Origin of the sequence: Croceicoccus sediminis (genome assembly GCF_007570835.1) — a bacterium.
Classification (GTDB): domain Bacteria; phylum Pseudomonadota; class Alphaproteobacteria; order Sphingomonadales; family Sphingomonadaceae; genus Croceicoccus; species Croceicoccus sediminis.
In genome coordinates this window covers 870,657-889,811 of the sequence record NZ_SUNC01000001.1, presented here as the reverse complement: position 1 = coordinate 889,811, position 19,155 = coordinate 870,657, and the positions used below count along the sequence as shown (strand labels likewise).

Genomic DNA, 19,155 nt, shown 5'->3' with positions numbered 1-19,155 from the left:
CAGGAGGAGCGATGGCGGACCGGGATTTCGAGCTTCAGGTTCAGGGCTACGGCCTGACGACGGTGCAGGTGCATTTCTGGATGCCCGACCACCGATCACTCTTGCAGCAGTTCGTATTCCAGCAATACGACGTCGCCCCGAATTTTCCCCGCCTTGGCAAGTTTCTCGATTATTGGCGCACCGACATAGAGGCGGTGCTGCATTCGGTCGCCGTCGCGCACAAGCACCTGATGGGGCCAGCCGAATGGCAGGCCGTAGACGGGGTCATTACGATCAACTGATCCGGGGCGTCAGCCGCCTGCTTCGATATCCGCGCTCAGCTTGCTCGCCACCGGATCCAGCGGCCTGATTTCCAGCGTCTTGCGGGCTTCGCGCAGGGCACCTTCGCTGTCGCCCGCGGCCTGTAGGGCCAGGGCATAGTCGCGCCGCACCGGATACCAGAAGGCGGGCGGGTCGGAGAACTGGCCAAAGTCCTCCGTTTCCTCGATCATCGCTGCTTCGGCGAAGGCCGCGGCGGCATCGCGCGGCCGGTCTTCCATCATCGCGACGCGCCCAGTCAGCACCGCGCGGGTGATCGCCAACATCTGTTCGGGCGCGTTCTTGTAGCTGCCTTCGCCTTGCGGCTCGATACTGGCGGGGATCGCCTCGATCTCGGCCCGCACGCCGTCGGCATCGCCGAGGAAGGCCAGCGCCTCTCCGCGAGCGTAGTGCCGCGCGGCGGCGAGGTAGGGCAGCTTGGGTTCGGGTAGCGCCAGGACGACCTTCGGGTCTTCGAACCGGGCGAGCGCGAAATAGCCGGCCGCCGAGAGCAATTGGCGGATCGGACTGCCATCGGTCTGGTCCTGCGAATATTCGACGAGCGGTCGGCCCAGCATCAGCGCGGTGCGGGAGTCGTTCGACATAAGCGCGCCGCCAAGGCCGAAAATGACGTTGTGGGCGTGATAGGGGATTTTCCAGACCCCGCCTTCGGCATCGGGCGGCAGCAACATCGCCTGATGTTCGCCGATCTGCACGGCGCGTTTGTTGGCGGCGGCGGCATCGGCGTATCGCCCAACCCAGTACCAGGTATGCGATGGCATGTGGACGAGGTGGCTGGCCTGAACCCGCATCGCGTCCAGCCTGTCGGCATGGGCCTCGGCCTTGCCCGGCTCTCCTGCGATTTCGGTGGCATGGATGTAGAAGTGGATCGCCCCGGTATCGTCGGGATTGCGCGCCAGCACGGGTTCCAGCAGCGCGATGGGCCTGCTCATGTCCGGCGCGTCCCAGTCGGACGCGACCATCAACGCATCGGCGGCCAGCACTTGCACCCGGTCGTCATCCGGCCAGCGCGCGGCAAGCTCCGCCATCCGCTCGGCATAGGCCTTGTCCCTTGCCTCGACCTCGCCCTTGGGGCGGTAGCGCAGGGCCAGTGCGTCGATAAGCGCATTTTCGCGGTCGGTGACGGTGCCCTTGGCCAGTCGCCGCGCCTCCATCACTTCGGCATAGGCCTCTTTCCGCTCCTCGGCATCGCGGCCGTAGTTCAGCGACGGCCCCATCGAGAGCGCGTGACCCCATCGGCACATCGCGCATTCGGGGGCGAGACGAACCGCCTCTGCCATCGCAGCGGTCGCTTCGTCGTGGGCGAAGGCCATCATCAGTTCGATGCCATTGTCGAAGAAGGCCTGCGCCTGAGCGTTGTCGGTGCTGATTGGAAAGCCGCCGTTGCCGACATTCGCGATCAGTGTCACCGGCTTTTCGCCATGCGCCATTTCGGCGTTATCGGACGGGGCATTCTCTTCCGAGGCGCTGACCGCAGTTTCGGAATGAGAGCCATCGGGGAGGCCGGACGGTTCCGCATCCTGCGCAAAGGCAGGGCAAGCCGCGCCTGCGAGCAGGAGCGAAGTGAAAGCGATGAGCGCGCGCATGGACAGTCCCCCTTGTTCCAGAGGGGACTGTCTCACGCGTATGCGCCTATCGCAATGGTCAGATGATGCCGACTGCCTTGCCGGCCGCTTCGAACATGGTGAGGATCTGGCCGACCTGTTCTTCGCTGTGCTCCGCGCAGAGCGAGCAGCGCAGCAGCGTCATGCCCGCGGGCGTTGCCGGCGGGCGGGCCAGATTCACGTAGAGGCCTTCCTTGAGCAGCGCTTCCCACATGCCCGCGCCGCGTTCGAGGTCGGGCATGATGACCGCGATGATCGCGCTCTGCGGTTCGTCGGTTCCCAGCTCAAAGCCGAGATCGCGCAGGCCCTTGTGCAGGCGCTTGGAATTTTCCCACAGATGCGCACGCTTGTCGCCTGCATCCATCAGCTTGCGGATCGAGGTTGCGGCAGTGGCCACGACGCTGGGCGGAAGCGAGGCGGTGAAGACATAGGGACGGCAGACGAGGCGCATGATTTCGAACTTCGGATGGTTCGACACGCAGAAGCCGCCGACCGTGCCGACCGACTTCGAGAACGTGCCGATCACGAAATCGACATCGTCCAGAACGCCCTGGTCCTCGGCCACGCCGCGACCGTTGGGGCCGATGAAGCCCATCGAGTGCGCTTCGTCGACCAGGACCATCGCGCCATGTTTCTTGGCGACGGCGACCATCTCCTTGAGCGGGGCGATGTCGCCCAGCATCGAGTAGACGCCTTCTAGGACGACCAGCTTGCCCGCACCCTCGGGAATGCGCTTCAGGCGCTTTTCCATCGCTTCAAGGTCGTTGTGCTTGAACGGCACGACTTCGGCATTGCCCATCGCGCACCCGTCCCAGATGGACGCGTGGCTGTCGATGTCGAGCACGATGTAATCGCCCTTGCCGGCGATGGTGGAAATAATGCCGAGATTGGCCTGGTACCCGGTCGAGAAGACCATGGCGTGTTCCATGCCATAGAATTCGCAAAGCGCGTTCTCGACTTCCTTGTGGCCGACATAAGTGCCGTTCAGCACGCGGCTGCCGGTCGTGCCCGAACCGAAGTTTTCAAGCGCGCTCTTGCCCGCCTCGATCACTTCGGGATCGAAGGTCATGCCCATGTAGTTGTAAGTGCCCAGCAGGATCGTCTCGCGCCCGTTGCAAACGGCGGTCACGGGCGAAAGCACGCGTTCCATCACCAGGCCGAAGGGATCTTCGAGGCCGCTGTCGAGCAGGTCCTGCCGCTGCTTGATCAGCGGGTCGAACTTGCTGAACAGGTCCTTGGCGTCCTCAACCTCGGGCAGGGGCTCGGGCTTGTCGGGCGTGGAGATGCTCTCGCTCATGTCAGGCGCCGCGCAGCTTGGTGACCGCGTCGATCAGCTGGCCGTAGGTTTCGATCTCGGCCTGCTGGTTCATCGAGATGATGATGTCGAATTCGTCCTCGATCGCGGCGACGAAATCCATGACGGTCAGGCTGTCCCATTCGAGATCGCCAGCGAACGTCGTGTCCTCCGTAATCGCGACGCCCTTCTTGTTGAAGGGTTCGATCAGGGTGTCGATCCGGGCCTTGGTATCTTCGCGGTCCATGGTGGAATTGGCTTTCTGATGAAGGAGTGACTTTTCAACCGTCGGGCAAAGCGGGACACGGCCCCGGTGTCAAGCGGCGAGGTGATCTGCGCCTGTGCATGGTCGGCGGGCCGAGGTGCTTTGCAGACGGCCTGCCGGCCGCTGCGCATGCTTGCCAGCGGGGGGGATAGCTGTCATCCCTCTGCCCCGATGGAAAGAGGGACCACGCCGGAACCGGAAACGCAAGGGGCCAGTGACAGGCCCGCGGTTCGCCGTTTTTCGCAGCAGGCGATCCATCTGGTTCGCACGTCACAGACCAACAATCTGGCGCTGTCGCAGATGGCGGACCAGAAGGCATCGATCCTGATGGGCGCGACGTTCGTGGTGTTCAGTATCGCCGTCGGGCAGGCGAGCCAAGGTATCATGCCGATCTCGCTTTCGGTTCTTGCGATATTCGCGTTCGCATCGGCGATCTGCGCGGTCATGGCGGTGCTGCCTTCGACACGGGGCAAGCACCAGCGGGCCGATTCGAAATCGAACCGCCTGTTCTTCGGCGTATTCTCGCAAGCTTCGGAGGAAGAGTGGGTCGAGGACATGCTCGACACGCTGGGCAGTGACGAGGCGATCTATCGAGCGATGCTGCGCGATATCTACCAGAACGGCCAGGTCATGGCGCGCAAGAAGTACCGGTTCCTGGGCTATGCCTACCGCTTGTTCATCGCGGGACTGTGCACGACGTTCGCCGTATTCCTGCTGGAACGGTTCGTTCTGAACTAGGCCGCGGCGCGGCGGTCGATCAGGGCGTTCACGGCCGACATGAACGGATGGATCGACACCGGCTTCGACAAGTAGCCTTCGGCGCCTGCAGCGCGGATCTTTTCCTCGTCACCCTTGCCCGCATAGGCGGTGACGGCCAGCACCGGCACGTCGCGCAGGCGGAAATCGTCCTTCATCGCCTCTATCAAGGAGATACCCGAAACGTTCGGAAGCTGAATGTCCATGATGACGAGGTCGGGGCCGAAGTTCGCGGCGCGCGCGACAAAATCGTCGCCATCGGCAAAGGGTTCCACAACGAAGCCGTTTGCCCGTAGCAGATCGCAAAATAGTTTCCGATTCAGGTCGTTGTCCTCGACAACGATCACACGTTCAGCCACTGCGATTTACCCCCGGTAGGTCTTGCCCAAAGTCCCACCACTAACCGTATGTGTAATATATATACGCGGAGTTTGACAATCCCGATGCAGTCCCCAGCTTCAGCAGACGATGCGACCGTGGCTTTGATGGCACTGTCGTGGTTGCTGCAGGACCCGCGTCTTGCCGACCGTTTCCTTGGCCTGACCGGTTTGTCGCCCGACAATCTGCGCGAAGGGATAGGGACGCGAGAGGTGCAATGCGCCGTGCTTGAATTCCTTGCCGGGAACGAAGGCGACATGATCGCGGCCGCAGACGCGCTGGGCCTTACGCCGGAACGCATCGTCCAGGCACACGGCGCCCTTTCGGGCAGGAGATACGAAGAATGAAACGCCCCCTCGTTATCACGGACTGCGACGAGGTCCTGCTCTACATGGTCACCCATTTCCGGGATTGGCTGGGCGAGGAGCATGGCGTCGACATGAGCCTTGCGCAGGGTTTCGAAAACGCACTGCGCTATCGCGATAGCGGAGAGCCGGTCGAGCGCGACGACATCTGGACGCTGCTGGGCGGGTTCTTCGACACGCAGATGCACCGGCAGGACCTGATCCCCGGTGCGGACGTGGCGATGGGCGCGCTTTCGGAAAAAGCCGATGTCGTCGTCCTGACCAACCTGCAGGACCACCGCCGCGACGCGCGAACCAAACAGTTACAGACGCTGGGCATCGATCTGAAGGTTTATACCAACCAGGGGCCCAAGGGGCCGGCGCTGCAGAAAATCCTCGACGAACATGGCGGTGATCGGCCTGCGTTCTTCATCGACGATCTGGCCGTGCACCACGGTTCGGTCGCGGGGGTTGCGCCGCACGTGACGCGCCTCCATTTCGTGGGCGAACCGGATGTCGCGACCCATGCGACGTGCGCCTATACCGCGGGCGATGCCCATGCCCGTATCGATGCCTGGGACGAAGCATTGCCCTGGCTGTTGAAGCAGATCGAAGGAGACCACGCGTGAGCGTTAATATCGAAGCCCGCCTTGCCGAACTGGGGCTGACCCTGCCCGAACCGGCAGCGCCGGTGGCTAGCTATGTTCCGGCCGTCGAGGTTGGCGGAATGCTCCACATTTCGGGCCAGCTTCCTTTCGTGAACGGCACGCTCGTCACGGGGCGGCTGGGCGAGGATGTTTCGCTGGAACAGGGGATCGAGGCGGCGCAGGCCTGCGGCGTCATGATCCTGGCACAGGCCAAGGCTGCGCTCGGCTCGCTCGACCGCGTGACGCGGGTCGTGAAGCTGGGCGGTTTCGTCAACTCGACCGGCGATTTCACCGACCAGCCCAAAGTCGTGAACGGCGCATCGGACCTGATGATGGCGGTGTTTGGCGAGGCGGGCCGCCATGCGCGCAGTGCGGTCGGCGTGCCGGTCCTGCCGCTTGGCGCTGCGGTAGAGGTCGATGCGATCCTGCAGGTGAGCGCCTGAGCGCGAACACTCCCCGGATGGCCATGATGGCCCGACAGGCGTGGCCACTCGATCAGGCGTGGTTGGCCGACTGGACTTACGCCCACCGCGGCCTGCACGATAAAGATACCTGCGAAAATTCGCCCGCGGCCTTTCGCGGCGCAATCGCGGCCGGCCTTGGCATCGAATGCGACGTGCAGGCCAGCGGCGATGGCGAGGCGATGGTCTTCCACGACTGGGTGCTGGACCGGCTGACGGCCGAAACCGGCGCCTTGCGGGAACGCAGCGCGGACGAACTGGCGCAGGTTGCGCTGAAATCGGGCGGGACTATTCCGCGCCTTTCCGAATTTCTCGCGCTGGTCGGTGGCCGCGTGCCCGTGCTGATCGAAGTGAAATCGAAGAAGGACGCGGAATGGAAGCCGCTGGCGCGATCGGTTGCCAATGCGCTGTCCCGCTACAACGGCCCCGCCGCCGTGATGAGCTTCGACCCTCGCATCGTGCGCTGGTTCAGCAAGACTTTGCCGATGCGCCCGCGCGGGCTGGTGACGGGCAGGGGAGAGAAACAGCGGCTGGCCTTTGCAGTCGAACGGGCGATGGCGGTGGTCCATGCGCGCCCGACCTTCATCGCCTGCGACATTCGCGACCTGCCCGAGCCGGCGCTAGACCGCTATCGGCGGCGGGGCATGCCGCTTCTGACGTGGACGGTGCGCAGCCGCGAACTGATGGCACGCGCCCGGCTTCACGCCGACGCCGCGATTGCCGAAGGGGCAGGGCTGTCGTGAGCGAGGGTGCAGGAGCGATCGGCGACGGCGGCCTTGCCGTGCGCCTCAATCCGTCCGTCGGCGCATTGGACGCTGCACAATGGGACGCACTCGATCCGACGGGCAATCCGTTCACCAGCCACCGTTTCCTCGCGCTACTTGAGGAATCGGGCAGCGTCGGTCCCGGCACCGGCTGGTCGCCCGCGCCGCTGACGCTGGGCGCGAAGGACGGCGAAATCCTCGCCGCGCTTCCGGCCTACCTCAAGGGACACAGCCAGGGCGAATACGTCTTCGACCATGGCTGGGCCGATGCATGGCAGCGCGCCGGGGGCAGCTATTATCCCAAGCTCCAGATCTCGGTTCCCTTCACCCCCGCTACCGGCCCGCGCGTTCTCGCGCCCGACGAGGCGACGGCGCGGACCATGCTGCGCGCGGCGGAAATGCTGTGCGAGAACGAGGGGCTGTCATCCGCTCACGCGACCTTCATCGCCGAAGAACAGGTGCCGATCTTCGAGGATGCGGGCTGGATGCTGCGCGAGGATATCCAGTTCCACTGGTTCAACCGCGATTTCGAGACTTTCGACGATTTCCTCGCCACGTTGGCCTCGCGCAAGCGCAAGGCTATCCGCAAGGAACGGGTAAGGGCGCAGGAAGACATCCGGATCGAGACGCTGAGCGGGGACATGATCCGGCCCGAACACTGGGATGCATTCTGGCTGTTCTATCAGGACACCGGCGCAAGGAAGTGGGGGCAGCCATACCTGACGCGCGAGGCGTTCGACCTGTTCGGGCAGGAAATGGCGGACGATATCCTCCTGATGCTGGCCTATGATGACGATGTCGCGGTTGCAGGTGCCCTGAACTTCATCGGGCCGCAGGCGCTTTATGGTCGGTACTGGGGCGCATTGGTGGACAAGCCGTTCCTGCACTTCGAGCTGTGTTATTACCGCGCCATCGATGAAGCGATCGCGCGCGGGCTGTCACGGGTCGAGGCTGGCGCGCAAGGATCGCACAAGCTGGCCCGTGGGTACGAACCGGTGCGCACGCGCTCTGCCCATTTCATTCCGCATCCCGGTTTTCGCGAAGCGGTGGCCGACTTCCTCGAACGCGAAAAAATGGGCGTCGGCATGGAACAGGCCGCCCTGCAAGAGCTGGCCCCGTTCCGCAAAGGCCCCTAGCGCGGGGCCGGTGGTTCAGGCGACGCGGCGTGTCGCGACGGCGGCCAGGAACGCGCGGGCGCGCCGTTGGGCTTCCACGATTTCGCGGGCGCTCATTTCCTCGGCCACTTCGGCGCGGCAGTTCTGCGCCTCTTCATGACCGCGTGATGCGGCCAGGTTGAACCACTTGTGCGCCTCGACCAGATCGCAAATCGCGCCACGGCTGCCGGTCGAAAAGGCGCAGCCCAGTTCGAACAGGGCGTTGTCGTCCCCGTCTTCGTGCTGCGAAAGGCAACGGCAGACGAGCGCTTCAGTCGTCTTGAGAGCGGCCGGGTCGATCGCCGGGCCGGTTTCCACAAGGTACAGATGTTCGGCGTATGCCATTTCGATCACCCCTGTCTTACGCCGCTCCAAATCCCCTGCGGCAAGGAACAAGGTGGGTGATCGTGGTCAACAAATGGTTAATTGCCAAATAAGCGAACAGAAACAGGCATTTCGTGTAAATACGCTTTATGCCTCACCGTTCGGCAGAGCTTAATCTGTGGGTGATTACAGCATTCGACGAAATTGCGCTTGTTTGCGAATCGGCGGGCACCTATAGGGCCAGCCCAGGGATCGGAAGGGCCGGTGGCTCATGTCGCCGGCAAGTGCGGAGTGTGACGCATGGGCCTCGCGGCTGCTACGGAAATTGACGTACTCGCAACTGCTCGTCGCAACGTGGGCGATTATACGCCCGACGCGTCAGAGCCCTACATGAATGCGCAGCAGATGGAATTTTTCCGCAAGCTGCTGGTTGAGTGGAAACATACCATCCTCGACGCATCGGCCGGCACTCTGCAATCGTTGCAGGATGGCCCGATCCGCGAACCCGACCTCAACGACCGTGCATCCAGCGAAACCGACTGGGGCATCGAACTGCGCACGCGCGACCGTCAGCGCAAGCTGATTGCCAAGATCGATTCGGCCCTGCGCCGCATCGATGAAGGCGAATACGGCTATTGCGAAGTGACGGGCGAACCGATCGGCATTGGCCGCCTGATCGCCCGCCCGATCGCGACCATGACCGTAGAGGCGCAGGAAGCGCACGAACGCCGCGAAAAGATTTCTCGCGACGATTGATCGGGCGGGATTTTCACCGCCTGCGGCAAGTGTCCCGAACGGGTACAGGCATGCGGCTGCGGTGGGTAAACCTGCCTGCTTGTTTACACTTCGTTATCCCTGTCGGGTTAATCCTTCGTCATCGAGGTTAACAGGCGCGCAACCAATCTCTCTCGGCGCGCGGCAGGTCATCGGGGGTAAGTCATGCGGGATCAGGACAACCGCAAGCACGAACGCGATTCGCTGTTTCTCATGGCCGAACTCCGGCTGGAACGGGATGGCGCGCCATACGCGGTCAAGCTTCGCAACATCTCCGACTCGGGCCTGATGGCCGAAGGATCGATGCGCGTCATCCGCGGCAGCGAGGTGTGGGTCGACTTGTGCAACATCGGCCTTGTGGCGGGCAAAGTGGCCTGGGCCGCCGGTGACCGCTGCGGCATAGCCTTCAACCAGGCGGTGGAATCGGCAAAGGTGCGGTTTCCGGTGACTGACGTCGACCTGCCCGATGACGAAAACGCATCGGGACATGCCGAACGAAGCGACACCAACGTCGACCGCGGCGCCTGAACTTTCCAGACTTGCGATCATAGCTGCTGACCGCGCACGATTGCGCTGTTAGGGAAGGGGCGATGCGGCCCTTTCTTCGTTCTCTTGCCTGCCTGACATTCGCGCTGCTTGCCGCCTGCGACGGCGGGGGCAGCGGTCGTTTCGACGTGATCCTCGTCGGTGATGAAAAGGCCGCCCTGTCACCTGAACCGCCGTTCTCTCCGGCAGCCGACCTCTTGCGAGAGGCGACGGCAAGCGGGCTCGTCGGTCTGGACGCTGAAGGACGCGTCCGGCCCGATCTTGCCGATCGCTGGATCGTCACCGACGATGGCCTCAGTTACATTTTCCGCTTCGAGAACGCCGCGATGCCCGGCAGCGAGCCGCTTACCGCGCGCGAGGTTCGCGCCGCCTTGCGCGAAGCGATCGAGGCTCTGGACGGGACGGGACTGGGTCTCGACCTGACCGTGATCGACGGGATCTATGCGCGTACCAACCAAGTCATCGAGATCCGGTTGAAGACCGCGATGCCTGAATTCCTGCAATTGCTGGCCGACCCTGCGCTCGCACTCAGGCTGGAGGCGCGTCAGGACCGCGTTCTGGATCTCGAGGCGGACGGTAGCGCGCTGACCCTGTCCACTTACACCGAAAATCCGCGCGATGCCGAGACGATGGATCTGCGTATCGCTGGCCCCAAGGAAGCGGTGCAACGTTTTCAGCGGGGTGAGGCGCGGCTCCTGCTCGCCGGCGGCATCGATGCCTTGCCGCATGTGGAGAAAGGCGGCCTTCTGCGCGGTGCCATCCGCCTCGACCCGGTGACCGGCCTGTTCGGCCTTGCCATTGCTGACCGCGAGGGTTTCCTGTCGCGCCCCTCCAACCGCGAGGCGATTTCGATGGCGGTCGACCGTCAGGCGCTTATCGCTCCGTTCGGGATCGGCGGCTGGTCGCCGCGTACCCGTCTGGTGCCGGAAGGCCCGCTGGGTACGCAGCAGCCTGCCGGGCGCTGGGCGGCGCTCACCATGGAAGAGCGGCAGAACCTTGCCGCGCAGCGCGTTGCGGGCTGGGTGGCAAGCGAGGGCGCCATTGCCCCGCTTTCGATCGCCCTGCCGACGGGTACGGGCGGCGACATCCTGTTCCGCCGCCTGTCGGCCGACCTGTCGCGCATCGGGCTCGGCGCGCGCCGTGTGAAGCTGGACGAGGACGCGGACCTGACGCTGGTCGACAAAGTGGCCTGGATGGACCGGCCCGAGTGGTATCTGCACCGGCTGGATTGTAAGGTAACGAAGGGCCTGTGCAGCCAAGAGGCGGACGCGCTGGTCGCGCAGGCGATTGCCGAACCCGATCCGGCAACCCGCCAGCAATTGCTGGCAGAGGCAACGGCGGCGCTGACCGATCTCGACAGTTTCATATCCTTCGGCCCGCCGATCCGCTTTTCGCTGGTGCGCGGGGGTGTCGACGGATTTGCGGTGAACCGCTGGGGGTTCCATCCCTTGTCGCAGCTGTTTGCCGACCCCACCTAGGGGGCATGGAAGAAGGCAATCGCACTGACTCGATGCCCGGCGCGGGCGGTTTCGAAACGGGCCGCGCACGGCGCATGGATTTTCGGGACAACATGCCGGTGGGTAATGACCCGGCCTCTATCCGCAAACGGATCGAGGCGATGGAAGCGGTGCTGGAACGCGCCTTCGTCATACCGGGCGTGAATTACCGCGTGGGGCTCGATTCGATTGTCGGCCTCGTCCCCGTGGTCGGCGATTTCATCACCGCCGCGATGGGCGCCTACATCGTCTGGGAAGCGCGCAACCTTGGTATTCCGAAGTGGAAGCTGTGGCGCATGGCGGCGAACATCGGTTTCGATACCGCCGTCGGCGCGATACCGCTCGTGGGCGATGCGTTCGACTTCCTGTTCCGATCGAACACCAAGAACCTGAAGATCATCAAGAAACACCTCGACAAGCACCACCCGGAGTCGCGCGTTATCGAGGGTTGAACGACCCCGCGATCAGAAATCGATCGCGATCCCGTTCTTTTCCCAGTCGCCGAAACGCGTCGGATCGGGCCGTTCTTCGTCTTCGTGACGGCTGCCGGGGCCGGGCACGGGCGCAGGGTCGTTGGTCCAGTGCGCGGGCTTCTTGAAGCCTGCGGGGCGCTTCGTGGCTCGCTTCGTTTCTTCGGTCATGTCGCCAAGATGGGGCAGCCTGCGCGCAGTTGCAACGCCGCGCTTTGCCTTGTTCGTGTTGCCAAGCGGCGGGCGAAGTCCGATAGGCGCGAGCGATGAACGATATTGCCGGACTTCCCGCGCGCAACGCGGCGCTCAAAATGCTCGACGCGGTGCTTCGCCGCGGCGACACCATCGACACCGCAGCCGGCGCTGCCAAGGGTCTGTCGCCTTCTGACGCGGCGCTGGCTCGCGCCATCGCGAGCGAGGTTCTGCGCTGGCAGGTCGACCTTGACCGCCTGATCGATTCCGCCACTCGCCAGCGCCTGCCTGACGATGCCAAGGCGCGCACCGTGCTGCGCATGATGCTGGCACAGGCCCTGACGCTGGAAACCGCGCCCCATGCCGTGATCGCCACGGGCCTGCCGCTTCTGACCGGCGGCCCGCGCCGCCTGGCGCACGGGGTGTTCTCCACCCTCGACAAGCGCGGCGGCAGCCTTCCTGATGCGCCGACGCTTCCCGATGCCGTTACCTCGAGATGGGGCGAACAGTACTCCGAGCGCCTGCCCGCGATCGCGGCTGGCCTTGCCCATCCTCCGCCGCTCGACATCAGCTTGCGCGATGCGGGTGAGACCGATGCGTGGGCTGAGCGGCTGGAGGCGCGCATCATGGCGCCGGGCCAGCTGCGCCTGTCGCGCGGCCAGGCCGTCGATGCGCTGCCCGGTTTCGGCGAAGGGGCATGGTGGGTACAGGATCTTGCCGCGTCCATCCCCGCCAGCCTGCTGGGCCGGGGGGCGGGCCCAGAGGCGGGCAGGGCGCTGGACCTTTGCGCCGCGCCGGGCGGGAAAACGCTGCAGCTGGCTGCGGCCGGATGGAACGTGACCGCGCTGGATATCGCCAAGCGCCGGTTGAAGCGGCTGCACCAGAACCTGCAACGTACCGGCCTTTGCGCCGAAGTGGTGGAGGCAGACGCGCTAAAGTGGGAGCCGGAAGAGGGTTTCGACGCCATCCTGCTCGACGCGCCGTGCAGCGCCACGGGCACGTGCCGCCGCCATCCCGACGTCTTGCACCGCGTCTCTCAGGCGCAGATCGACGATCTTGCGAAACTGCAGGCGGCCCTGATCGCGAAAGCCAGCGACTGGCTGAAACCCGGCGGCGTGCTGGTCTATGCGGTCTGTTCGCTGGAACGTGAGGAGGGCGAGGACCAGATGGACCGCGTCACGCTGTCGCCCGCGCCGATCGCGCAGGACGAACTGCCCGCCGGTCTGGAGCCGACCTCACAAGGCTGGCTCAGGACCGATCCGGGCATGTTGCCCGATGCGGGCGGGCTGGACGGGTTCTTCGTCGCCCGCTTCCGCAAGCAGGGCTGACTGGTGAGGCCGCGCGGTTATTGCGGCTTCACGCGGTCGGCAAAGCTCTTGCGCAGCTTCTGCAGCTTGGGCGGGATCGTCGCGACGCAGTAGGGATTCCGCTGCCCGTCGCCTTCCCAGTATTCCTGGTGATAGTCCTCTGCCGGATACCACGTTGCCAGCCCTTCGATCGTGGTTACGACGGGCTGGTCGTGATTTTCCTGCGCACGCTGGATCGCGGCTTCGGCCTCGGCCTTCTGCTTGTCGTCGATCGGGAAGATCGCGGAGCGGTACTGCGTGCCGACGTCGTTGCCCTGGCGGTTCAATTGCGTCGGATCGTGCGTGGCAAAGAAGATATCGAGAATGTCGCCCAGCCGGACGATCTCGGGGTTGAAGGTCACGCGCACGGCCTCTGCATGGCCGGTGCTGCCCGAACAGACCTCGCGATATGTCGGATTTTCGGTCTGGCCGCCGATATAGCCGCTTTCCACATCGCTGACGCCCAGCACGTCGCGGTACACCGCCTCGGTGCACCAGAAGCAGCCGCCTGCCACGATAACCTGTTCCATGTGTCCGTCTTCTCCTTGCTGCCGCACAGATGGGGAGGGGCAGCGTCGTTTTCCATCTCGTTCGGTGCATTAACCACCGGCAGGGGCATTCGGTCCTGCAAGTGCGCGCGTTACGGTGGACTTGGCCCCTCGCGCGCCATATCTGGTGGGCATGACCAGTATTACCGTCGCGGCGCTGCAATGCGCGCTCGGCTCGGATGACGAGCAGGAAAACATCGTCAGGATCAGTGACCTCGTGGCCGAAGCCGCGGGGCAGGGGGCGCAAGTCATCCTGCCGCCCGAGCTGTTTTCCGGCCCATACTTCTGCCGCGAGGAAGACGAGGCGCTTTTCGCACTGGCCCGCCCGACGGCGGAGCACCCCTCTGTCATCGCGATGCAGGCCCTGGCGAAGAAGCTGGGCGTGGCGATCCCGACCAGCTTTTTTGAGCGGGACGGACACCATTATTACAACACGCTGGCCATGATCGACGCGGACGGCGAGATCATGGGCACTTACCGCAAGAGCCACATTCCCGACGGCCCGGGTTACGAGGAAAAATACTACTTCCGCCCCGGCAATACCGGTTTCAAGGTCTGGGACGTGTTCGGCACGCGCATCGGCGTCGGCATCTGCTGGGACCAGTGGTATCCCGAAACCGCGCGCGCCATGGCGCTGATGGGGGCCGAATTGCTGTTCTATCCCACGGCCATCGGGTCAGAGCCTTATGACGCCGACCTCGACACCAGCCGCATGTGGCGCCGCGCCATGATCGGCCACTCGGTATCGAACTGCATGCCGGTCATCGCCTCGAACCGCATTGGCAAGGAAGGCGCGTGCCAGACGTTCTACGGGCACAGCTTCATCAGCGACGAATGGGGCGATCTGGTTGCCGAATACGGTCGCGACGAAAGCGGCGTGCTGGTGGCGACGCTGGACCTTGCGCGCGCGGCGACGCACCGGGCGGGTATGGGCTTCTTCCGCGACCGCCGCCCGCAGCTTTACGGCCGCCTTGCCGAGGATGTCTGAACCCCATCGCTATCTGATCGCGCTGGGCGGCAATGTCCGGCACCACCGGTACGGCCCCCCGGAAAGCGTCCTTGTCGCCGCGACCGAAGCGATCGACGACGGCATGGGCAAAGTCGTCGCGCGCTCGACCGTGATCCGCAGTGCGCCCGTTGGCCCTTCCGCCCGCCGATACGCAAACTCGGCGATCCTGGTTGAAAGCAAGCTCGAACCGCGCGAAATGTTGGCCGGCTTGAAGCGGCTGGAAGCCGATTTCGGGCGGCGCAGCGGGGGGCGGCGCTGGTCGGCCCGCACGCTCGATTGCGACATCGTGCTCTGGTCCGGCGGGACCTGGGGGGACGATGATCTGGTCATCCCGCACCCCCTGTTCCGCGAGCGGGGTTTCGTCCTGAGGCCCGCCGCGGACATCGCCGCACAGTGGCGCGACCCGCTCAGCGGGCGCACCATTCAACAACTCCTTTTCCGCAATCGTCACCAAGGCGCTTGACCGCGCCGCCGCCCCTCCTTAGGTGACCGCTCCGTGGTCGGGGCCCTTAGCTCAGTCGGTAGAGCAACTGACTTTTAATCAGTAGGTCGCTGGTTCGAACCCAGCAGGGCTCACCACGTTGCTCTTTTTATCAAGCAACATCGCCGCGTGATCGGGCGCTATGCACCGGATGGGTGCTCATCCGCGCAATTTTTTCCGAAATCTCTGTGGTAAAAGGCGAGCGCTTGGCGTCCTAGATGCGCGCCGACGGTTCGCTGCGCCGAACTCCGCGATTTTTGGCGCCTTATGCAGGCGAGGCAGCCGTCCTGCACGCGCCAGCACGGTAAGCATATTCCTTAAGCCGGTGGTTACCGCTCCTTGCGAGGATTTGCCGCGTTCATCGAAAATCATGCCGTCCGTGGCGGCCGAAGGAGCAGTTCAGTGACCATCGTTTCCAAGGGCCCTAGGGCCATCCTCCTCCTCGCCATGCTTGGCGCCGCCACCAGCCTGTCCGCCCAGGAAATCCAGCCCGAAGGCGATGTCCTGACGGTGCTGGGCAACCGCGCGATCGAAGGGCCGGAGATCGAAGGCATCATTTCCGCGCGCAGTGGCGACAAGCTGCAGATCACGACGGCCGAAGGCGCTCGTGCGGTCATCATGATCGATGATCGTACCGAAATTCGCGGCAAGGGCGGCTTCCTCGGTATGAAGAGCAAGGAACGGGCCGCGTCCTCGCTGTTCAACGGTCTTCCGGTCAGCATCAAGACGCTGCGTTATGAAAACGGCCTTTTCGCCGACAAGATCCGCTTCAAGAACGACGATCTCAAGACGGCGGCGATGATCCACAACGGCACCGACCAGCGCTTCCTTAAACAGGCGGCTGCGACCGAGGCGCTGCGCAGCCGCATGGGCGACATCGACAAATACAACGTCAAGGGCACCACCAACGTCTATTTCGATTCCGGCAAGTACAAGCTGTCCGCCGAGGCCGAGCGCGATCTTTGCACGGCCGCCAGCGAGGCCGACGCGATGGACAACGCGCTGCTTCTCGTCGTCGGCTACACCGATTCCACCGGCAGTTACGAGGTCAATCAGGCCCTGAGCGAAAAGCGCGCGGCGCGGGTGGTCAATTACCTGCAGCAGGCTTGCGGCTGGAAACCCTATCGCATGCTCACCCCGACCGGCATGGCAGAGGCCGATCCGGCAGCCGACAATGAGACCGAGGCAGGCAAGGCCCAGAACCGCCGCGTGGCGGTCAACATCCTCGTCAGCAAGGGTCTCGACGGGCTCTGACCGGCATCGCCTCTGCGCTGCAGGGTGAGCCAAGGGCCAAAATGGTCGGGGAGACAGGATTCGAACCTGCGACATCCTGCTCCCAAAGCAGGCGCGCTACCGGGCTGCGCTACTCCCCGACCCTTGGCATCGCTTCGAAGCCGAAGCGATGGAAAAACGGTGGGCCCGGCAGGATTCGAACCCGCGACCTAGCCGTTATGAGCGGCCAGCTCTAACCGCTGAGCTACAGGCCCGTGGGGCAGGCGACTAGCCGGGTGCGCAGGGCTTGGCAAGCACACTTGCATCACGCGACGGCTTCGCGTTCGCTTTCGACTTCGTCGGCCCTTGCCGGAAGAGTGAGGACGAGCGCGGCGGCATCGCGGTCAAGGCTTCCGCCCGCCGCTTTCGCCTCTGCACCGGCAAGGCGCAGGGCAAAGCCGCGGCCCAGCATTCCCGTTGCCAGTTCCCCGTCGCTGTCGCTGGCCGGCGAGGCGCCGAACAGGTCTTCATCGTCAAGAGCCGCAAGCGAAGGCGGCAGGCCCATCGTTATGGTGACGGCATCCCGACCAGGCTGAAGCGAGAAGGGCAGCACATCCCCTGCGCCCGCCGACCCTGCGACAGCGGCGATAAGGCGCCAGAGGCTACGTTCCAGCTCGCCTTCCTCGATCGGCACGGTCATGCCGGGATCGGTGAGCCGCACGTCCATGCGGGCGCTGCGGGCATCGAGCATGGGCACGGCCTGCCTGACCAGCGATTCGACCAGCGGCCCTATCGCGGTTTCGCCCTCGCTCATCGTCCGGGTGCCGTGGCGCAGGCGGACGAGGCGATCGACCTCTTCCAGTCCGGCGAGCAGCGATGCGGTCTCTCCGGCAATGCCGGCCGCCAGAGAGCGGTACTGGTGCGGTACGGGGCCGAACAGCTGCTGCTGGATGATCTCCGCAAAACCCTGAAGCGCGTTGATCGGCGTGCGCAGTTCATGCAGCGCCTGGCGGACAAGGTCGCCGCGCCGGTCGGGCACGGAGCCGAGGTCACGGGTGAGCCGCGCGTGGTGGCCGAGGAACCGGCCCACCGGATCGAAGTGCGGTGCGGCATCGAGCCGCCACTGCCCGGAAATCGCGGGCGATGCGCCGATGGTAACACGTCCCGAACGCACGGCCTGCTGACGGCGTAGCGCGGTGGAGGTCGATTCGTCGACGCGCGCGGTTGCCGTGTCGGACGCCGAGAGGATTAACCCCGTCAGCATCGGCGAAAGGCGTGCGGCCCATTCGACGCGGCCTTCGGGCGATATCATGCAGTCGATTTCGCGTGTCGTGGCGATCGGCGGCGGCGAAGCGCTGTCCGCGACCTCGTCATCAAGCAGAATTTCATTTTCGTCCGATGCCGACTTGCGGCCGCTGGCGACGATTTCGTCGGTCACCTGCTCGCGCCGCTTCAGACGGAAACGTTCGATGCGCGCGACGATCTCACCGATGTCGGAGCTGGGCTCAACGGTTTCCGCGGCCCGCTTTCTCGGTGCAGCAACCTGCGGGCGCGGTGCGCGGGTGGGGACAGGGGCACTGGGCGTGAGGCCGTCGACGGCTGAGGAACGCTGTTCCTTGCGTTCCACAAGGAGTGGTGGAGGTGCCTCCACATTGCGGGCCCGACCCGTAGTGCGCGCGCTGCGCACCCGGTTCTGCAGGCTTTCGTCCAGAACGCTGATCAGTACGGTCCAGCCTGCCTCGTCCAGGTCGGCGGCGTCGATCGCGGCGGCAGCTACGGCCTCCTCGCCCTCGCAAAGTTGTGCGACGAGGGGGGCGGAGCGCAGGCGCAGGGCCGGATCGGCCAGGATCTGTGCGCGTTCGTCGGCGGGGATGCGGCGGGCAAGGGCAGCAAGGCGAAGAAACGATGCCGCGACGAGCGCGCCGTCGGCCACCGTGCGTCCGCTGCCCAGAAGGTCGACGAGCTGCTGGTATTGCGCACGTGCCGAAACGTCGCTGTCGGCAGCGACTTCGAGCACGGTACGCAAGCGGTCGTCGAGTGTCATCAAATCCCCCGGGGCGGGGCGGCATGGTCGCATCGACAGGAGTGATGCAGCCAGTGATTCCGCCCCTCTGCTGGAGGTAAACAACGCCTTAACTTCGGGGAAGGGGCACGATCTGTGCGTTGCAAAGTGGAACAGGCATCGTCATAGTTCATTTATTGCGTAGTGGGGGCCTCTTGTTATCCGCAAGTTGCGGTATCAGGTATTTTCCGTTTCCCCAGATCAGGAGCGCGGCACGATTCGCCGCGAACAGGATTTGACGAGCATGATTTTTGACGAGATCGACCGCCGGCTTCTTGCCGAACTACAGGCAGAGGGGCGGATCACCAATGTGGAACTGGCCAACCGGGTAGGTCTGACGGCGCCGCCATGCCTGAGACGCGTACGCGCGCTTGAGGAAAGCGGCGCGATTCAGGGCTATCACGCCGATCTCGATCCCGCGACGCTGGGTTTTACCATCACCGTTTTCGCGATGGTCAGCCTGAAGAGCCAGGCAGAGGACGCGCTGCGCTCATTCGAGGAGCACGTGTTGAAGCTTCCCGAAGTGCGCGAATGTCACATGCTCAACGGTGAGATCGACTTCATCCTGAAAATCGTGAGCAAGGACCTGCAGAGCTTCCAGGAATTCCTGACGAGCAGCCTCACGCCCGCGCCCAACGTGGCCAGCGTCAAGACTTCGCTCGTCATCCGCCGTTCCAAGAACGAACCCGGCGTCCCGCTGGGCTGAGCGG

Annotated in this window: 24 protein-coding genes and 3 tRNA genes; 17 read left to right on the top strand and 10 right to left on the bottom strand. The window is 64.4% G+C overall.

The features are described from left to right. Positions 1-11: 11 nt before the first annotated feature. Positions 12-281: an usg protein gene (locus FAX90_RS04170; RefSeq protein ID WP_144095794.1), complete on the top strand. Its 270-nt coding sequence runs from the start codon at positions 12-14 to the stop codon at positions 279-281. Positions 282-290: 9 nt separating this feature from the next. On the opposite strand, the gene FAX90_RS04165 is transcribed toward FAX90_RS04170, so the two are convergent. The 3 genes from FAX90_RS04165 to FAX90_RS04155 are packed head-to-tail and all read right to left on the bottom strand — an operon-like array spanning position 291 to position 3,463. Beyond that, complete coding sequence (locus tag FAX90_RS04165) at positions 291-1,904, bottom strand: hypothetical protein (RefSeq protein ID WP_144095792.1); 1,614 nt, start codon at positions 1,902-1,904, stop codon at positions 291-293. Between the two features lie 58 nt (positions 1,905-1,962). Further along, complete coding sequence (spt, locus tag FAX90_RS04160; RefSeq protein ID WP_144095790.1) at positions 1,963-3,219, bottom strand: serine palmitoyltransferase; 1,257 nt, start codon at positions 3,217-3,219, stop codon at positions 1,963-1,965. 1 nt (position 3,220) lies between these two features. Continuing rightward, the gene (locus FAX90_RS04155; protein ID WP_144095788.1) at positions 3,221-3,463 is read right to left on the bottom strand and encodes an acyl carrier protein; all 243 of its coding nucleotides are present in this window, start codon (positions 3,461-3,463) and stop codon (positions 3,221-3,223) included. Between the two features lie 189 nt (positions 3,464-3,652). On the opposite strand from FAX90_RS04155, the gene FAX90_RS04150 reads away from it, so the two are divergent. Further along, the gene (locus FAX90_RS04150) at positions 3,653-4,219 is read left to right on the top strand and encodes a Pycsar system effector family protein (protein WP_240704707.1); all 567 of its coding nucleotides are present in this window, start codon (positions 3,653-3,655) and stop codon (positions 4,217-4,219) included. Here the strand turns inward: FAX90_RS04150 and FAX90_RS04145 are convergent. Further along, positions 4,216-4,596, bottom strand: a complete 381-nt coding sequence (locus tag FAX90_RS04145) for a response regulator (RefSeq protein WP_144095786.1) — start codon at positions 4,594-4,596, stop codon at positions 4,216-4,218. The two genes, FAX90_RS04150 and FAX90_RS04145, sit on opposite strands and share 4 nt — an antisense overlap. 84 nt (positions 4,597-4,680) lie before the next feature. On the opposite strand from FAX90_RS04145, the gene FAX90_RS04140 reads away from it, so the two are divergent. Genes FAX90_RS04140 through FAX90_RS04120 form a run of 5 tightly spaced genes read left to right on the top strand, consistent with a single transcriptional unit; the run spans position 4,681 to position 7,967 of the window. Then, positions 4,681-4,962 (top strand): DUF3572 domain-containing protein, encoded by a 282-nt coding sequence (locus FAX90_RS04140; RefSeq protein ID WP_144095784.1) that lies wholly within the window; start codon positions 4,681-4,683, stop codon positions 4,960-4,962. Further along, the gene (locus tag FAX90_RS04135; RefSeq protein ID WP_144095782.1) at positions 4,959-5,588 is read left to right on the top strand and encodes an HAD family hydrolase; all 630 of its coding nucleotides are present in this window, start codon (positions 4,959-4,961) and stop codon (positions 5,586-5,588) included. Before FAX90_RS04140 ends, FAX90_RS04135 begins: the two co-directional genes overlap by 4 nt. Next, positions 5,585-6,049 carry a RidA family protein gene (locus FAX90_RS04130; protein ID WP_144095780.1) on the top strand — a complete coding sequence of 155 codons (465 nt, stop codon included), beginning with the start codon at positions 5,585-5,587 and terminating at the stop codon, positions 6,047-6,049. The genes FAX90_RS04135 and FAX90_RS04130 overlap by 4 nt, the downstream gene beginning before the upstream one ends. A 17-nt stretch (positions 6,050-6,066) precedes the next feature. Beyond that, positions 6,067-6,810, top strand: a complete 744-nt coding sequence (locus FAX90_RS04125; RefSeq protein ID WP_144095778.1) for a glycerophosphodiester phosphodiesterase family protein — start codon at positions 6,067-6,069, stop codon at positions 6,808-6,810. Then, positions 6,807-7,967 carry a GNAT family N-acetyltransferase gene (locus FAX90_RS04120; RefSeq protein WP_240704706.1) on the top strand — a complete coding sequence of 387 codons (1,161 nt, stop codon included), beginning with the start codon at positions 6,807-6,809 and terminating at the stop codon, positions 7,965-7,967. The genes FAX90_RS04125 and FAX90_RS04120 overlap by 4 nt, the downstream gene beginning before the upstream one ends. 15 nt (positions 7,968-7,982) lie before the next feature. Here the strand turns inward: FAX90_RS04120 and FAX90_RS04115 are convergent, their stop codons facing one another. Further along, positions 7,983-8,330: a hypothetical protein gene (locus tag FAX90_RS04115; protein ID WP_144096831.1), complete on the bottom strand. Its 348-nt coding sequence runs from the start codon at positions 8,328-8,330 to the stop codon at positions 7,983-7,985. A 279-nt stretch (positions 8,331-8,609) separates the two neighbouring features. Between FAX90_RS04115 and dksA the strand changes: the two genes are divergently transcribed. From dksA to FAX90_RS04095, 4 genes are all read left to right on the top strand, one after another. Next, positions 8,610-9,065, top strand: a complete 456-nt coding sequence (dksA, locus tag FAX90_RS04110; protein WP_144095776.1) for an RNA polymerase-binding protein DksA — start codon at positions 8,610-8,612, stop codon at positions 9,063-9,065. Between the two features lie 183 nt (positions 9,066-9,248). Continuing rightward, the gene (locus FAX90_RS04105) at positions 9,249-9,611 is read left to right on the top strand and encodes a PilZ domain-containing protein (protein WP_144095774.1); all 363 of its coding nucleotides are present in this window, start codon (positions 9,249-9,251) and stop codon (positions 9,609-9,611) included. A 62-nt stretch (positions 9,612-9,673) separates the two neighbouring features. After that, positions 9,674-11,107, top strand: coding sequence for an ABC transporter substrate-binding protein (locus FAX90_RS04100; protein ID WP_144095772.1), 1,434 nt, complete (start codon positions 9,674-9,676; stop codon positions 11,105-11,107). A gap of 74 nt (positions 11,108-11,181) precedes the next feature. Beyond that, the gene (locus tag FAX90_RS04095; protein ID WP_144096830.1) at positions 11,182-11,577 is read left to right on the top strand and encodes a DUF4112 domain-containing protein; all 396 of its coding nucleotides are present in this window, start codon (positions 11,182-11,184) and stop codon (positions 11,575-11,577) included. Positions 11,578-11,589: 12 nt separating this feature from the next. Here the strand turns inward: FAX90_RS04095 and FAX90_RS04090 are convergent, their stop codons facing one another. Further along, complete coding sequence (locus tag FAX90_RS04090) at positions 11,590-11,766, bottom strand: DUF1674 domain-containing protein (RefSeq protein WP_144095770.1); 177 nt, start codon at positions 11,764-11,766, stop codon at positions 11,590-11,592. Positions 11,767-11,861: 95 nt separating this feature from the next. Between FAX90_RS04090 and FAX90_RS04085 the strand changes: the two genes are divergently transcribed. Then, entirely contained in the window at positions 11,862-13,115 is a 1,254-nt protein-coding gene (locus tag FAX90_RS04085) for an RsmB/NOP family class I SAM-dependent RNA methyltransferase (protein WP_144095768.1), read from the top strand. Positions 13,116-13,132: 17 nt separating this feature from the next. On the opposite strand, the gene msrA is transcribed toward FAX90_RS04085, so the two are convergent. Then, positions 13,133-13,663, bottom strand: coding sequence for a peptide-methionine (S)-S-oxide reductase MsrA (msrA, locus tag FAX90_RS04080; protein WP_144095766.1), 531 nt, complete (start codon positions 13,661-13,663; stop codon positions 13,133-13,135). Between the two features lie 151 nt (positions 13,664-13,814). Here msrA and aguB point away from each other — a divergent pair, with 151 nt between their 5' ends. From aguB to FAX90_RS04060, 4 genes are all read left to right on the top strand, one after another. Continuing rightward, a complete protein-coding gene (aguB, locus tag FAX90_RS04075) occupies positions 13,815-14,669 on the top strand; it encodes an N-carbamoylputrescine amidase (RefSeq protein ID WP_144095764.1) in 855 nt (284 codons plus the stop codon). Further along, complete coding sequence (gene folK / locus FAX90_RS04070; protein ID WP_144095749.1) at positions 14,662-15,153, top strand: 2-amino-4-hydroxy-6-hydroxymethyldihydropteridine diphosphokinase; 492 nt, start codon at positions 14,662-14,664, stop codon at positions 15,151-15,153. The genes aguB and folK overlap by 8 nt, the downstream gene beginning before the upstream one ends. A gap of 40 nt (positions 15,154-15,193) precedes the next feature. Continuing rightward, positions 15,194-15,269: transfer RNA gene (locus FAX90_RS04065), tRNA-Lys, on the top strand. A gap of 304 nt (positions 15,270-15,573) precedes the next feature. After that, positions 15,574-16,425 (top strand): OmpA family protein, encoded by an 852-nt coding sequence (locus tag FAX90_RS04060; protein WP_144095747.1) that lies wholly within the window; start codon positions 15,574-15,576, stop codon positions 16,423-16,425. Between the two features lie 42 nt (positions 16,426-16,467). On the opposite strand, the gene FAX90_RS04055 is transcribed toward FAX90_RS04060, so the two are convergent. From FAX90_RS04055 to FAX90_RS04045, 3 genes are all read right to left on the bottom strand, one after another. Continuing rightward, positions 16,468-16,544: transfer RNA gene (locus FAX90_RS04055), tRNA-Pro, on the bottom strand. 41 nt (positions 16,545-16,585) lie between these two features. After that, positions 16,586-16,658: transfer RNA gene (locus FAX90_RS04050), tRNA-Ile, on the bottom strand. 50 nt (positions 16,659-16,708) lie between these two features. Next, positions 16,709-18,427, bottom strand: a complete 1,719-nt coding sequence (locus FAX90_RS04045) for a sensor histidine kinase (protein ID WP_170234854.1) — start codon at positions 18,425-18,427, stop codon at positions 16,709-16,711. 262 nt (positions 18,428-18,689) lie between these two features. Between FAX90_RS04045 and FAX90_RS04040 the strand changes: the two genes are divergently transcribed. Continuing rightward, on the top strand, positions 18,690-19,151 hold the full coding sequence (locus FAX90_RS04040) for an Lrp/AsnC family transcriptional regulator (RefSeq protein WP_144095743.1): 462 nt from the start codon (positions 18,690-18,692) through the stop codon (positions 19,149-19,151). Positions 19,152-19,155: the final 4 nt, after the last annotated feature.

Excerpts from the sequence above, each read along its gene's own strand:
- FAX90_RS04095 (WP_144096830.1), top strand. The coding sequence starts at position 11,182 with ATGGATTTTCGGGACAACATGCCGGTGGGTAATGACCCGGCCTCTATC.
- spt (WP_144095790.1), bottom strand. The coding sequence starts at position 3,219 with ATGAGCGAGAGCATCTCCACGCCCGACAAGCCCGAGCCCCTGCCCGAG.
- FAX90_RS04125 (WP_144095778.1), top strand. The coding sequence starts at position 6,067 with ATGGCCATGATGGCCCGACAGGCGTGGCCACTCGATCAGGCGTGGTTG.
- FAX90_RS04135 (WP_144095782.1), top strand. The coding sequence starts at position 4,959 with ATGAAACGCCCCCTCGTTATCACGGACTGCGACGAGGTCCTGCTCTAC.
- FAX90_RS04140 (WP_144095784.1), top strand. The coding sequence starts at position 4,681 with ATGCAGTCCCCAGCTTCAGCAGACGATGCGACCGTGGCTTTGATGGCA.
- FAX90_RS04085 (WP_144095768.1), top strand. The coding sequence starts at position 11,862 with ATGAACGATATTGCCGGACTTCCCGCGCGCAACGCGGCGCTCAAAATG.
- FAX90_RS04150 (WP_240704707.1), top strand. The coding sequence starts at position 3,653 with ATGGAAAGAGGGACCACGCCGGAACCGGAAACGCAAGGGGCCAGTGAC.
- msrA (WP_144095766.1), bottom strand. The coding sequence starts at position 13,663 with ATGGAACAGGTTATCGTGGCAGGCGGCTGCTTCTGGTGCACCGAGGCG.
- FAX90_RS04165 (WP_144095792.1), bottom strand. The coding sequence starts at position 1,904 with ATGCGCGCGCTCATCGCTTTCACTTCGCTCCTGCTCGCAGGCGCGGCT.
- FAX90_RS04090 (WP_144095770.1), bottom strand. The coding sequence starts at position 11,766 with ATGACCGAAGAAACGAAGCGAGCCACGAAGCGCCCCGCAGGCTTCAAG.
- FAX90_RS04115 (WP_144096831.1), bottom strand. The coding sequence starts at position 8,330 with ATGGCATACGCCGAACATCTGTACCTTGTGGAAACCGGCCCGGCGATC.
- FAX90_RS04040 (WP_144095743.1), top strand. The coding sequence starts at position 18,690 with ATGATTTTTGACGAGATCGACCGCCGGCTTCTTGCCGAACTACAGGCA.
- FAX90_RS04170 (WP_144095794.1), top strand. The coding sequence starts at position 12 with ATGGCGGACCGGGATTTCGAGCTTCAGGTTCAGGGCTACGGCCTGACG.
- FAX90_RS04105 (WP_144095774.1), top strand. The coding sequence starts at position 9,249 with ATGCGGGATCAGGACAACCGCAAGCACGAACGCGATTCGCTGTTTCTC.
- FAX90_RS04045 (WP_170234854.1), bottom strand. The coding sequence starts at position 18,427 with ATGACACTCGACGACCGCTTGCGTACCGTGCTCGAAGTCGCTGCCGAC.
- FAX90_RS04100 (WP_144095772.1), top strand. The coding sequence starts at position 9,674 with ATGCGGCCCTTTCTTCGTTCTCTTGCCTGCCTGACATTCGCGCTGCTT.
- aguB (WP_144095764.1), top strand. The coding sequence starts at position 13,815 with ATGACCAGTATTACCGTCGCGGCGCTGCAATGCGCGCTCGGCTCGGAT.
- FAX90_RS04155 (WP_144095788.1), bottom strand. The coding sequence starts at position 3,463 with ATGGACCGCGAAGATACCAAGGCCCGGATCGACACCCTGATCGAACCC.
- folK (WP_144095749.1), top strand. The coding sequence starts at position 14,662 with ATGTCTGAACCCCATCGCTATCTGATCGCGCTGGGCGGCAATGTCCGG.
- dksA (WP_144095776.1), top strand. The coding sequence starts at position 8,610 with ATGGGCCTCGCGGCTGCTACGGAAATTGACGTACTCGCAACTGCTCGT.